13 protein-coding genes are annotated in these 12,968 nt (G+C 61.9%); 2 read left to right on the top strand and 11 right to left on the bottom strand.

What is annotated here, in order from left to right:
* Positions 1-327: 327 nt before the first annotated feature.
* From murB to C6382_RS22785, 8 genes are all read right to left on the bottom strand, one after another.
* Positions 328-1,347 (bottom strand): UDP-N-acetylmuramate dehydrogenase, encoded by a 1,020-nt coding sequence (murB, locus tag C6382_RS22820; RefSeq protein WP_107026577.1) that lies wholly within the window; start codon positions 1,345-1,347, stop codon positions 328-330.
* Positions 1,344-1,808 carry a low molecular weight protein-tyrosine-phosphatase gene (locus C6382_RS22815; protein WP_107026576.1) on the bottom strand — a complete coding sequence of 155 codons (465 nt, stop codon included), beginning with the start codon at positions 1,806-1,808 and terminating at the stop codon, positions 1,344-1,346. Before C6382_RS22815 ends, murB begins: the two co-directional genes overlap by 4 nt.
* The gene (gene kdsB / locus C6382_RS22810; protein WP_107026575.1) at positions 1,808-2,572 is read right to left on the bottom strand and encodes a 3-deoxy-manno-octulosonate cytidylyltransferase; all 765 of its coding nucleotides are present in this window, start codon (positions 2,570-2,572) and stop codon (positions 1,808-1,810) included. Before kdsB ends, C6382_RS22815 begins: the two co-directional genes overlap by 1 nt.
* Positions 2,569-2,754 (bottom strand): Trm112 family protein, encoded by a 186-nt coding sequence (locus C6382_RS22805; RefSeq protein WP_003247142.1) that lies wholly within the window; start codon positions 2,752-2,754, stop codon positions 2,569-2,571. The genes kdsB and C6382_RS22805 overlap by 4 nt, the downstream gene beginning before the upstream one ends.
* A 38-nt stretch (positions 2,755-2,792) precedes the next feature.
* The gene (lpxK, locus tag C6382_RS22800; protein ID WP_107026574.1) at positions 2,793-3,803 is read right to left on the bottom strand and encodes a tetraacyldisaccharide 4'-kinase; all 1,011 of its coding nucleotides are present in this window, start codon (positions 3,801-3,803) and stop codon (positions 2,793-2,795) included.
* A complete protein-coding gene (locus C6382_RS22795; RefSeq protein WP_107026573.1) occupies positions 3,803-4,234 on the bottom strand; it encodes a biopolymer transporter ExbD in 432 nt (143 codons plus the stop codon). The genes lpxK and C6382_RS22795 overlap by 1 nt, the downstream gene beginning before the upstream one ends.
* Complete coding sequence (locus C6382_RS22790; RefSeq protein ID WP_178082827.1) at positions 4,231-4,866, bottom strand: MotA/TolQ/ExbB proton channel family protein; 636 nt, start codon at positions 4,864-4,866, stop codon at positions 4,231-4,233. The genes C6382_RS22795 and C6382_RS22790 overlap by 4 nt, the downstream gene beginning before the upstream one ends.
* Before the next feature lie 70 nt (positions 4,867-4,936).
* The gene (locus C6382_RS22785) at positions 4,937-7,159 is read right to left on the bottom strand and encodes a DNA internalization-related competence protein ComEC/Rec2 (RefSeq protein ID WP_107026571.1); all 2,223 of its coding nucleotides are present in this window, start codon (positions 7,157-7,159) and stop codon (positions 4,937-4,939) included.
* Positions 7,160-7,302: 143 nt separating this feature from the next.
* On the opposite strand from C6382_RS22785, the gene C6382_RS22780 reads away from it, so the two are divergent.
* Positions 7,303-7,845 carry a DUF2062 domain-containing protein gene (locus C6382_RS22780; protein WP_107026570.1) on the top strand — a complete coding sequence of 181 codons (543 nt, stop codon included), beginning with the start codon at positions 7,303-7,305 and terminating at the stop codon, positions 7,843-7,845.
* Here the strand turns inward: C6382_RS22780 and C6382_RS22775 are convergent.
* The 3 genes from C6382_RS22775 to C6382_RS22765 form a co-directional block, all read right to left on the bottom strand.
* Positions 7,813-8,592, bottom strand: coding sequence for an ABC transporter permease (locus tag C6382_RS22775; RefSeq protein ID WP_107026569.1), 780 nt, complete (start codon positions 8,590-8,592; stop codon positions 7,813-7,815). The two genes, C6382_RS22780 and C6382_RS22775, sit on opposite strands and share 33 nt — an antisense overlap.
* Entirely contained in the window at positions 8,589-9,533 is a 945-nt protein-coding gene (locus C6382_RS22770) for an ABC transporter ATP-binding protein (RefSeq protein WP_107026568.1), read from the bottom strand. The genes C6382_RS22775 and C6382_RS22770 overlap by 4 nt, the downstream gene beginning before the upstream one ends.
* Positions 9,534-9,671: 138 nt before the next feature.
* Entirely contained in the window at positions 9,672-10,295 is a 624-nt protein-coding gene (locus tag C6382_RS22765) for a glutathione S-transferase family protein (RefSeq protein WP_107026567.1), read from the bottom strand.
* 183 nt (positions 10,296-10,478) lie between these two features.
* Here C6382_RS22765 and C6382_RS22760 point away from each other — a divergent pair, with 183 nt between their 5' ends.
* Positions 10,479-12,926, top strand: coding sequence for an acyl-CoA dehydrogenase (locus tag C6382_RS22760; RefSeq protein WP_107026566.1), 2,448 nt, complete (start codon positions 10,479-10,481; stop codon positions 12,924-12,926).
* Positions 12,927-12,968: the final 42 nt, after the last annotated feature.

The raw sequence follows: 12,968 nt of genomic DNA, 5'->3' as shown, positions 1-12,968 counted from the left end.
GATCACTTCGACGTCTACTTCTGTCACCGCAAGCTGAGAACCATCGATTTCAACAACCCGGATGGCAAGCGATAATGTGTCAACCATGTCCCCGTACATGTGTCAGCGATGTCTCCGGTCCATACACAAGAAAAAAGTAGGCCGCCGTAAGGGCGGAAGGGGCCGGCAGCGGCGCCACATTGAATGGATAAGCTCGCAGCCTCAAATCCCAGCCCAGCCCAGCCCAGCCCCAGGATCATACTCCCTGGGATTTCGTGAGGAACCTTTTTATGCTGCCGAAATAACCACAACCCTGTAAGAGCCGTCCTCCACAGGGCCGACACCACCTCAGTACAGATTCGGCTCCATCTCAAGCCTGACGCCAAAGCGCTCAAGAATATCAGCCTGGATTTTCTGCGCCAGCTGATGCAACTGCAGGCCAGTGGCCTGACCATAATTGACCAGTACCAACGACTGCAAACGGTGCACCCCTGCATCGCCTTCACGGTGGCCCTTCCAGCCCGCCTGCTCGATCAGCCAACCCGCTGCCAGTTTCATCTGCCCGTCAGCCTGTGGATAAGCCACCAGCCCCGGATACTGCAGACGAATCTTGTCGGCCAGCACAGCAGCGACCACCGGGTTTTTGAAAAAGCTCCCGGCATTGCCGAGCTCGACCGGATCGGGCAGCTTCTCCCGGCGAATACTGCAAATTGCATCACTGACATTCTGCGCCGTCGGCTGATCGATGCCCTGCTCGCTCAAGCGCTGACGTACCGGCCCGTAGTCCAGATGCGCATGCATGACGCGACTCAAGGCAAAGCGCACCCGCAGAATCAACCAGCGCCCTGGATGCTGCTTGAACAGACTGTCACGGTAGGCAAACTGGCACTCTTCCAGATCAAAGTCGTGCAACTCGCCGGTCTGGCGATCCAGTGCGGTCAGCCCGACGAAGACATCCTTGATCTCGACCCCGTAAGCACCAATGTTCTGCATCGGCGCAGCACCGACGGTACCGGGAATCAGGCTGAGGTTCTCCAGACCCGCCAGGCCTTGCGCCAGACTCCACTGCACGAACGGATGCCAAGGCTCCCCCGCCTCGGCTTCGACAATAGCCTGCTGCCCATCATCAGCCAGAATGCGCAGGCCACGACTGGCCATGCGCAACACCAGCGCCTGCACATCCGCGGTCAACAGCAGATTGCTGCCGCCACCGATGACCAGCACCGGAACCTTGCGCTGCCTGGCGTCGGCCAGGGCCTGTCGAACTTCGGCATCGTTGTGTGCTTCGGTAAAATACCGCGCCCTGACATCAATACCGAAGGTGTTGTACGGCTTGAGCGATACCTGCTCCTGCCACTGATCGCTCATAGACGCCCCTTGAGTTCGATAACCAATTGGCGACAAGCAACCTCGATCAGATCAAGCACCTGCTCGAAACCTTGCTCACCGCCATAGTAAGGATCCGGCACTTCATCCAGCGCCCCCTCATAGCGACGCAGGAACAGGTCCAGCTCGGCTTTTGCCCCGACGGGTTGCATGGACCGCAGATGGCCAAGGTTGCTCTTGTCCATCGCCAAGATCAGGTCATAGTCATTGAAGTGCACGAACTTGACCTGCTGCGCGCGCTGCTGCGACAGGTCATACCCGCGCAATTGCGCGGCGCGGCGGGTACGGCTGTCCGGCTGCTTGCCGACATGCCAGTCACCGGTGCCGGCCGAGGCGACTTCGATCAGCTCACCCAAGCCTTCGGCCTGAAGCTGGTGGCGCAACACGCCTTCAGCAGTGGGTGAGCGGCAGATGTTGCCGAGGCAAACAAACAGAACCCGCATCAGGCCTCCAGAATGCGCCGTACGCGCTCCAGGTCCTCAGGGGTATCGACACCAACCGGTGGTGCCTCGATAGCATCGGCAACGTGAATACGTACGCCATGCCAAAGCGCCCGCAACTGCTCAAGCGACTCGGTCCGCTCCAGCCAGCAAGGTCCCCAGGCGACGAAGTCCTGCAGAAAACCCGCACGGTAGGCGTACATGCCGATATGCCGACGATAAGGCACGCCTTCTGGCAAGGTATCGCGGTTCTGGGCAAACACATCCCGCGCCCAGGGTAATGGCGCCCGGCTGAAGGTCAATGCCAGACCATTGCAGTCGCTGACCACTTTGACGGCATTGGGATTGAACACGGCGGTGACGTCGCTGATCGGTTCAGCCAGGGTCGCGATGCCAGCTTCGGGATGCGCCGCAAGGTTAGCCGCCACCTGATCAATGATGATCGGTGGAATCAGCGGCTCATCGCCCTGGACATTGACGACAATGGCGTCCGCAGCCAACCCCAGCTGGGTGGCCACTTCGGCCAGTCGGTCGGTGCCCGAATCATGCTCTTCACGGGTCATCAGTACTTCAGCGCCAAAGGACTCGCAGACCTGGTAGATACCGGCATCATCGGTGGCAATCACCACGCGACTGGCACTGCTCTTGCGTGCCTGCTCCCAGACGTGCTGGATCATCGGCTTGCCGGCAATCGGCAGCAACGGCTTGCCCGGCAGACGGGTGGAAGCCAGTCGCGCCGGAATCACCACAGTGAAAGTCAGGCTCATTTGTCCAGACGCTCGTCATCGGTCAGGGTACGGGCCTCGCTTTCGAGCATCACCGGAATACCGTCGCGAATCGGATAGGCCAGGCCTGCGCCCTTGCTGATCAGCTCGGTCTTGTCGGCGCTGAGTTTGAGCGGGCCTTTGGTGATCGGGCAGGCCAGGATGTCGAGCAATTTGGTGTCCATGGATATTCCTCAGGCCAGTGGCCGGAAAAAGAAAAGAATCAGGGCGGCGATGGCGCCTGCAGCAATCGCTCAAGCTGGCCGTCGAACCAGGCCACGAAAGCCGGCGAAGGCACAGCGTCAACTGCCAGGTACCACCAGTCATCAGTTGCAAAGGCACGGCATTTGACCGCGTCTTTCTCGGTCATGACCAGCGGCAGCGCAGGGCTGAAGCTCAGGGCCTGAGCGCTGTACTCGGCATGATCGGCAAAAGGATGCGGCACAGGCCGCCAGTTTAGCCCCTGCAGGGTATTGAAGAAACGTTGCGGGTTGCCAATGCCGGCAACCGCGTGAACCGCCTGATCCGCCGGAAAGTGCTCCACGCCCACGCGCTCGCCACTGCGCAGGTTGACCAGCGCGGTTGGCTTGAGAGCAAACGCATAGCCATCGTCACGATCGACCGTAGCGCCGTTGTAGAGCAATGCGTCCACCTCCTGCAGGCGCTCTACCGGCTCGCGCAGTGGCCCAGCGGGCAAACAGCGGCGATTACCCAGGCCCCGGGCGGCATCGATCAACACCAGCTCCAGGTCACGGGCCAAGCGGTAGTGCTGCATACCGTCGTCGCACAGGATCAGGTCCAGTGGCTCGCTAGCCAGCAAGGCCTGCACGGCGCGTGAACGGTCCGGGTCGATCATCAGCGCTACCCCGCTGCGCTGGACGAGCAGCAGTGGCTCATCCCCTGCCTCGACCGCGCTTTGTTCAGCACGCACCCGCCAGGGCAACTGCGGCGGCTTGGCGCCATAGCCACGACTGACCACGCCGACGCGCAGGCCTTGCTCGCGGCAATGCTCGATCAGCCAGAGAATCATCGGTGTCTTGCCGGTGCCGCCAACGGTGATATTGCCCACCACGATCACCGGCACCGGGGCACGGTAAGGTTGACTCTCGCCACTGAGGAAGCGCGCGCGCTTGCGCAACACAATTCGGCGATAGAGGGCTTCGAGCGGGCGCAGCAGCCCCAGGGCTGGATGACCGGTGTACCAGGCATTGAGCAGACGATCGGCGAAGGCCATCAAGGTGTTCCTTGGGCAGCCTCGACCGTGGTCATGCGCAACTGGCTGAAACCGAGCTTGCCGGCCGCATCCATGGCAGTGACCACCGCCTGGTGCGGGGTCTTGCCATCGGCGCTGATCGACAACGGCAGTTTGGTGTCACCGGCAGATTCTTTCTGCAGGGCTTCGGTCAGCGTCGCCAGATCGCTCTTGGGCAACAGGTTGTTGTTCAGCGAATAGACACCATCGGCGCTGATGGTGATCTCCAGTTGCTTGTGCTCGCTGTCGGGTGCGGGCGCACCGCTGACAGACTCCGGCAGTTCGACCCGCAGCTGGGTTTCGCGGGTAAAGGTGGTGGTCACCACGAAAAACAGCAACAGGATGAACACGACGTCGATCAATGACGCCAGGTTGATGTCCACGGTCTCCCGTGCCTTGCGCCGGAATTTCACGCCTTGCCCTCGGCCAGGTCGACGTCACGGTCGCCCTGCACCACTTCGACCAGCTTGATCGCCTCCTGCTCCATGCCGACCACCAGTTCGTCGATACGGCGTTGCAGGAAGCGGTGGAAGAACACCGACGGAATACCGACCATCAGACCGGCTGCAGTGGTGATCAACGCCTTGGAGATACCACCCGCCAGCACGGCGGCATTAGCGGTCATGCCGGTACCCATGAACGCACTGAAGATATCGATCATGCCCAGCACGGTACCGAGCAAACCGAGCAACGGTGCCATGGCGGCAATGGTGCCCAGGGCATTGATGTAGCGCTCCAGCTCGTGAATCACCCGGGCAGCGGACTCTTCAATGCACTCCTTCATGATCTCGCGGCCATGACGGGAGTTGGCCAGGCCGGCTGCGAGGATCTCGCCCAACGGCGAATCGGCGCGCAGGGCCTTGAGCTTGTCACTGGTCAGCTGCTTGTCTTTGATCCACAGCCACACCTGCCCCAGCAAGTGCGGCGGGGTGACCCGGCTGGCACGCAGGGTCCAGAGACGCTCGGCGACGATAGCCATGGCAGCGATGGAGCTCAGAATGATCGGCAGCATCATCCAACCACCGGACTTGACCAATTCCCACACAGTTAGCATCCCCTTGAAAAAGTCCGCCACTCTACCATAGGACCCTTGGACGCTCATCTGCCGAAGGTCGTCAACTCGGGTCACGCCAGAAGCGCCGCTGGCTACGCAACCCCAGTGGCTCGCCGAAAGCCCCCAGGCGCAGGCGTAGCGCGCCGTGCACGGCACTGTCAAAGGCTTCGATGCCATTTATCCGGTAGCGTTTCATGACTTCGGCATGGGGATGGCCGAATGCGTTGTAGCGGCCCCTGGAAATCAGTACGCCACGCGGCGCCGTGGCTGCCAGTAAGGCCTGGCTGGATGAGGTTCGGCTGCCATGGTGTGGCGCTTGCAGCCAGTCGAGCCGGGTGGCCTGCCAGTCAGCGAGCCAGGCCTGCTCGCCAGCGGCATCGAGATCGCCGGCAAGCAACAACCGCTCACCCCCCGCCTCGACCAGCAGTACGCAGGAGTCCTGGTTGCTGTCGCGGGCACCCTGCCATTGCCAGACCGAAAAGTTCACGCCGTCCCACTGCCAGCGCTCGCCGCTGACACAAGGCTGCGCCTGCAGGCCGGGTGCCAGCCGCGCTGTTTCGCCGCCGCGCACCTGATGCACCGGCAAGCCGCGCTTGATCGCCAGGGCGCCACCAGCATGATCGGCATCGGCGTGGCTGAGCAACATCAGGTCGAGCTCGTTCACCCCCAGTTTGCGTAGCGTCGGCAGTACGATTCGTTCACCCAAGTCATGCTCGCCCAGTGCAGGACCGGCGTCATACAACATAGTGTGCTGCCGGGTGCGCAGCACGAACGCCAGCCCCTGACCGACATCCAGCTGCCAGACTTCCACCTGGCCGTGCGCTATCCGCTCACGCGGCGCAAAGGCCGCCAGCAGCAGCAATGGCCAGCCCAGCACGCGCATCGGCAAGCCACGGGGCAGTAACAGCAGCAATGCCCCCAGCCACAGCAATGCCCACAGTGGCCATGACAAAGACGCCGGTATCCACGCCGGCTGCCATTGGCCCAGGTGTCCAAGCAGACTGAACAGCACGTCAAGCAGCCCACCTGCCAGCCAGAGCAACCCTTGCCCCACAAACGGCAACGGCAGCAGCAGGGTTCCCAGCAATGCCAATGGCAGCACCGCCACGCTGATCCAGGGTACGGCAAACAGGTTGGCCAGCGGCGCACTGAGACTAACCGGCAGCCCCAGGGCCATCAACATTGGCAGCAATCCCAAGGCAATCAACCACTGCGCCCGTCCCCACGCCAGCCAGGGGCTCCAGGCCCCCAGCCGGCCACTGAAAGTGAACAGCAGCACCGCAACCGCGGCGAAGGACAGCCAGAAGCCCGGCAGAAGACTGGCCAGCGGCTCCCACAGCAGCACGGCATTGAGCGCCAGCAACAACGGCACCCCCACCCCCAGGTGGCGATAGCGCAAGCGCCAGAGCAGCACCACCACCAGCATCATGCAAGCGCGCTGTACTGGCACCTGAAAACCGGCCAGCAAGCCATAACCCAGCGCTGCGGCAAACGCTGCGCCACAGGCCCAGGGCAGCCAAGGCAAGGCCTGCGGCCAAAGCCCAAGCCGCGCCAAACCCGCGATCAGGCCATAGACCAGTCCGGCCAGCAGGCCGATATGCTGCCCGGAGATCACCAGCAAGTGCACCGTGCCGGTCGCCTGCAGCGTTTGCCAGCTGTCGCGGGCCAAGCCTGCACCATCACCCAGCACCAAGGCGACCAGCTCTGCCTCGCGCCCTTGGGCATCCACACCCGACAAGCGCTGGCGCAGCCCGTCGCGCCAGGCGCCCTCGGCAGGCGTCAGCCGCTCCCCGGCTTTGACGTTACCGGTGGCGCCAATACGCCGGGCCAGCAAGGCCGCCTCGCGATCCGCGCCATGAGGATTGAGCAAGCCATGGGGGCGTTTGAGGGTGACCGCCAGCCGCCAGCGCTCGCCACTGTTGACCTGCGGTCCGCCAAACCAGCTCAGTTGCATGCGCTGCGGCAACTGCGCGCGGCGAGATTGAGCGGCATCCAGTTCAAATCGAAGTGATCGACCATTTTGCGCAGGCAAGCCGACCACCCTGCCCTCCAGCCACACAGTACGACCATCGAGCGCAGGCGCCAGACGATCATCCAGCGCCTGCTGTGCCGATAGACAAGCCCAGGACAGGCCGAGCAGGAACAGACCGAATGGACGAACTCGCCAAGGCAGGCAACACAGCCCGATCAGGGCCATCAAAACGATGGGCCCGACCGATGGCAAAACCGGCAGGACACACAAACACAGCAGGCCCAGTGCCAGCGCTAACATCCCTGTGCGCATGGTTTACAGCTCCAGAACAAATCCACCCTTTGAGGATTAGTTCAGTGAGGCCGACAGCTCACTCAATAATTGTCACAAAGTCTGTAATGGGGGCTTTTTAGAATCCGTGCATACTTGCCTCCTTCACCTAGTCGAGAGCCTACATGCCGCGTCGTCTCTTCAAACGCTACATGCCCGACCCGACCAGCATCAGGGAACACAAATCCTTACGCTTTCTCGGCCGGCTGTTGCATGACCCGAACCTCTGGCACCTGAATCGTCATTCGGTGGCGCGGGCAATGGCTGTCGGCCTGTTCGCGGCATTCATTCCGGTGCCAATGCAAATGCTGCTGGCCGCCAGCCTGGCGATTCTGGTGCGTGGCAACATGCCAATTGCCGTCAGCCTGGTCTGGCTGACCAACCCGTTCACCATGCCGCCAGTGTTCTACTGCACCTACCAGATGGGCGCCTGGCTGATGCAAGTCCCAGCGAGAACCTTGCCGCAAGAGCTGACCTTCGATTGGATCACCGGCGAGCTGTCGACCCTGTGGCAGCCGTTTCTGCTTGGCTCGGTGGTCTGCGGCCTGTTGCTCGGTGCCCTGGCCTACTGCCTGACCATGCTCTATTGGCGCTGGTGGGTAGGCCGGCAGTGGCACCGGCGCAAGCGAAAGGTCTCAGCTACGCATTCCTCGCCCACTGACCAGTAGGCGCACGCAGCCGACATACAGCACAGCCGTGGCAATGAGCATGAAGCTGATGGCCACGCTGATGCGAATGTCCGAGACCCCGAGGATGCCGTAACGGAACGAGTTGACCATGTGCAGCACCGGGTTGGCCAACGATACTGTCTGCCAGAACGGCGGCAACAGGTTGATCGAGTAGAACACCCCGCCCAGGTAGGTCAACGGCGTCAGGACGAAAGTCGGAATGATCGAGATATCGTCGAAGTTACGTGCAAACACCGCGTTGATGAAGCCGAGCAACGAGAAAATCGTCGCGGTCAGCAACACCACCAGAATGGTCACGCCCAGGTGATGCACCTGCAGGTGAGTGAAAAACAGCGACAGCACCGTGACAATCACCCCCACCGCCAGGCCACGCAGTACCCCGCCGAGGGTGTAGCCGATCAGGATGGTATGCGGCGAAACCGGCGACACCATCAGCTCTTCGATCGAGCGTTGGAATTTACTGCCGAAGAAGCTCGAGACCACGTTGCCGTAGGAGTTGGTGATCACCGACATCATGATCAGCCCGGGCACGATGTACTCCATGTAGGTGAAGCCACCCATGTCGCCAATCTGCCGCCCAATCAGGTTACCGAAGATCACGAAGTACAGGACCATGGTGATTGCCGGGGGGAGCAGCGTCTGTGGCCAGATCCGGGTGAAACGCCGCACTTCGCGGTAGACGATGGTATTGAGGGCGACCAGGTTGGCGCTCAGCTCCGAACTCATACCGCCACCTTCGCCAGGTTTTTCTCGACCAGTGACACGAACAGCTCCTCAAGGCGGTTAGTCTTGTTGCGCAGGCTCTGCACTTCGATGTTCTGCAGCGCCAGTTGACTGAACAAACCGGTGACTCCCGCTTCGTTGCCCACGTTTTTGTCCACCTGGACTTCCAGGGTATTAGGGGTGATCAGTCGGCACGGGTAGCCGATCAGTTGCGGTGCCTGAAGCAGATCACCCTTGAGATCGAGCAGGAAGGTCTCCACATGCAGTTTGCCCAGCAGTGCCCGCATGCTGGTGTTCTCGACAATCGTACCGTGATCGATGATGCCGATGTGCCGGCACAGCTGCTCGGCTTCTTCCAGGTAATGGGTAGTCAGGATGATGGTGATGCCCTGCTGGTTCAGCTCGGTGAGAAAACTCCACATCGAGCGGCGCAGTTCGATATCCACACCCGCGGTCGGCTCATCGAGAATCAGCAGGCGTGGCTCATGGATCAGCGCCCGGGCGATCATCAGACGACGCTTCATGCCGCCCGACAGCGAACGCGACGGCACATCGCGCTTGTCCCACAGGCCGAGCTGGGTCAGGTACTTCTCGGCGCGCTCCTTGGCCACCTTGGCCGGGATGCCGTAGTAACCGGCCTGGGTCACGACGATGTCGAAGGTCTTTTCGAACTGATTGAAATTGAATTCCTGCGGCACCACGCCGATGCAGCGCTTGAGCGCGGCAGGCTGGCGATCGAGGTCGTTGCCAAAAATACTCACCGTGCCGCTGGTCTTGTTGACCAGGGTCGAGAGAATGCCAATGGTGGTGGACTTGCCAGCGCCATTGGGACCGAGCAAGGCAAAGAAGTCACCTTCGGCGACATCCAGGTCGATGCCCTTGAGGGCCTGGAAACCGTTGCCGTAGGTTTTGGTTAGCTGCCTTATGGACAGAGCAGAACTCATAGCGGGTCGCGTACCAGTTTGTAGGGTTCAAGACGCGACCGGACAGGCCGGCCGCAGTGAATATGACTATGGTGCGTGTCCAGGCCATACAAGTACAGTCATGCGTATCGATAATAACTATCAGGCTAACCGTAGTGATCAGCTCAGCGCGGTCATCACAGCCGCCTGATAGGCCGGGCGCTCCTGCAAACGCTCATACCATGCGCGCAGATGGCGCATTTCGGGACGCTCGATGGGCATCTCGAACCAGGCATAGGCGAAGCAGCCCAGCGGGATATCGCCCATGCCGAGCGTGTCGCCGGACAGGTAAGGCTTGTGCGCCAAGGCCTGGTCAGCGATCGACAGCAAGTGTGCGCAGGTCTTGTGTGCGGCATTGATCGCTACCCAGTCCTGCTGATCTGCAGGCGTGCTCAGGATGCCCCAGAACAACGGACGAAACGGTGTAGCCAGGGAAGAAGTCACCCAGTCCATCCATTTGTCCGCCTCGGCACGCTTGCGCGCATCAGACGCGTACCAACCCGATTCACTGCCGTACTGCGCCGACAGGTAGCGCACAATGGCATTGGACTCCCAGAGCACCAGGCCGTTATCTTCGATCATCGGCACCAGGCCATTGGGGTTGAGCGCGCGGTACTGGGGTTCGTTGACCAGGCCGAAGGCACCACCGGCATCGATCGATTCATAGTCCAGCCCCAACTCTTGCGCGCACCACAGTGCCTTCCTGACATTGGTCGAATTCTTCCGGCCCCAGATCTTGAGCATAACGTCGTCCTGATGAATGTGCGGTCTCCCAGTCTACCCCAGGCGCCCGCCCTGGCAATCGCCCACGCATCACAGCGAACTCCTGTACTCACAACCTGTCTTTGTTCTGACAAGCCGATTGTCGGATGCCGTCTAAGCTCTGATGGATCGCAGAATGCCCTTGGGTTTCACGGAGGAATCGATATGTTGCTGTTGTGGTTAGTGGTTCTGGTGATCGGTGGGGCCTATCTTGCCCACCGACGCATTGCCGCCGTGCCCGCGCTGGCTGCCATTGCAGCGTACGTGGCGCTAATGGGTATTTTCAGCCACGCACCCGGCTGGTTCCTGGTTATCCTCTGGTTGGTGCTGGCAGCCAAAGCCGCACTGGTATTGCTGCCGGAGCTGCGCCGCAAAGTCTTCAGCGGCCCCCTGTTCGCCTGGTTCAAGCGCACCCTGCCAGCGATGTCGCCAACCGAGCGCGAGGCCATCGATGCCGGCACCGTGTGGTGGGATGGCGAACTGTTCAGCGGCCGCCCGAACTGGAACACCCTGCTCGGCTACGCCAAGGCCGAGCTGACCGATGAAGAGCAAGCCTTCATCGACGGTCCCACCGAAGCCCTGTGCGCCATGGTCAGCGACTGGCAGATCGGCCAGGACCTGGACCTGCCGCCAGCAGCCTGGGAGCACATCAAGTCGCACGGCTTCTTTGCCCTGATCATCCCCAAGGAATACGGCGGCAAAGGCTTCTCGGCCTATGCCCACTCGCAGGTGGCAATGAAGCTGGCGACCCGCAGCGGCGACCTGGCCTCGACGGTCATGGTCCCCAACTCCCTCGGCCCGGCTGAACTGTTGCTGCACTACGGCACCGACCCGCAACGCCAGCATTACCTGCCGCGTCTGGCACGCGGCGAGGAGATTCCCTGCTTCGCCCTCACCGGCCCGCTGGCAGGCTCCGATGCTGGTGCCATGCCCGACACCGGAGTTGTCTGCAAAGGTCTGTGGCAGGGCGAAGAGGTCATCGGCCTGCGCCTGAACTGGGAAAAACGTTACATCACCCTCGGCCCGGTAGCGACCTTGCTGGGCCTGGCATTCAAGGCCTACGACCCGGAGCACCTGCTTGGCGAGGAAGAAGAACTGGGCATCAGCCTGGCGCTGATCCCCACCGACACCCCCGGTGTCGAGATCGGCCAACGCCACCTGCCGCTGGGCGCCGCGTTCATGAACGGGCCCAACAGCGGCAAGGACGTGTTCGTCCCGCTGGACTTTCTCATCGGCGGCCAGAACATGCTCGGCAAAGGCTGGATGATGCTGATGAACTGCCTGTCTGTCGGCCGCTCGATCTCCTTGCCGGCAGTGGGCACCGGCGCGGCCAAGTACACCAGCCTGGTCACCGGCCAGTACGCACGGATTCGCGAACAGTTCAACGTGCCGCTGGCGACCTTCGAGGGCATCCAGGAAGCCCTGGCGCGGATCGGCGGCAATGCCTTTCTGATGGACAGCGCCCGCCTGCTCACCGCCAAGGCCGTGGACCTGGGGGAAAAGCCCTCGGTGCTCTCGGCAATTCTCAAGTACCACCTGACCGAGCGTGGCCGCGAGTGCATTCAGCATGCCATGGACGTGCATGGCGGCAAGGCCATCATCATGGGCCCGAACAACTACCTGGGGCGCAACTGGCAGGCTGCGCCGATTTTTATCACCGTCGAGGGCGCCAACATTCTCTCGCGCAACCTGATGATCTTCGGCCAGGGCGCGATCCGCTGCCATCCGTTCGTGCTCAAGGAAATGGCCCTGGGCGCACGCGAAGACCACGACCAGGCGCTCAAGGAATTCGACCAACTGCTGATGCAGCATATCGGTTTTGCGGTCGGCAACGCCGCCAGTACCTTGATCCTCGGGCTGGGCCTCGGCCATTTCGAGAAGGTGCCGGGCGACGCCTTGAGCCAGGGCTACTTCCGTGCGCTCAATCGCCAGGCCGCAGCCTTCGCCCTGCTTGCCGACCTGTGCATGATGCTGCTCGGCGGCGAACTCAAACGCCGCGAACGCCTGTCAGCACGCCTGGGTGATGTGCTGAGTCACCTCTACCTGAGCTCGGCGGCGCTCAAGCGTTATCACGACCTCGGTTCGCCAGAGCACCTGCAGCCCCTGCTGAGCTGGGCCATGGAAGAAAGCCTGGGCCAGGCCGAAAAAGCCCTGGACCGGCTGCTCGACAACTTCCCCAATCGCTTCCTTGGCTACGCCCTGCGCCTGGTGGTGTTCCCGTTCGGCCGTCGGCATACCGGCCCGAGTGACGCGCTGGATACCGAAGTGGCGGCGTTGATCGGACGCACCAAAGGCGATCCGGCATTGGAAGAGCTGCTTGCCGGCTGCTATCGCCCGCAGGATGCCGATGACCCGGTGGGCGCCCTGCAGCAGACCAGCACCTTACTAGACGAGTGCGCCCCGCTGCATGAGAAGCTGCATCAGGCGCTCAAGACTGGCCAGGTCAGCCCGGCAGCAGGTGAATCGACAATTGATGCAGCCCTGCGCGCTGGTGTCCTTCAGGCCACCGAAGCACACACCCTGGAGGCCGCCGAAGCAGCCCGGCGCCGGGTCATTGATGTCGATGCCTTCAGCAAAGAAGAACTGCTGCCCAGCCCCGGCAAAATTCGTTAACGGCCGGGACATCGGCCGCTGGGGGCCGTATACTCCCGCGCC

This window comes from Pseudomonas sp. BBP2017 (assembly GCF_003024385.1).
Classification (GTDB): Bacteria; Pseudomonadota; Gammaproteobacteria; order Pseudomonadales; family Pseudomonadaceae; genus Aquipseudomonas.
The sequence above is the reverse complement of the archived record's forward strand: the minus strand, read 5'-3'. Positions and strand labels throughout refer to the sequence as shown.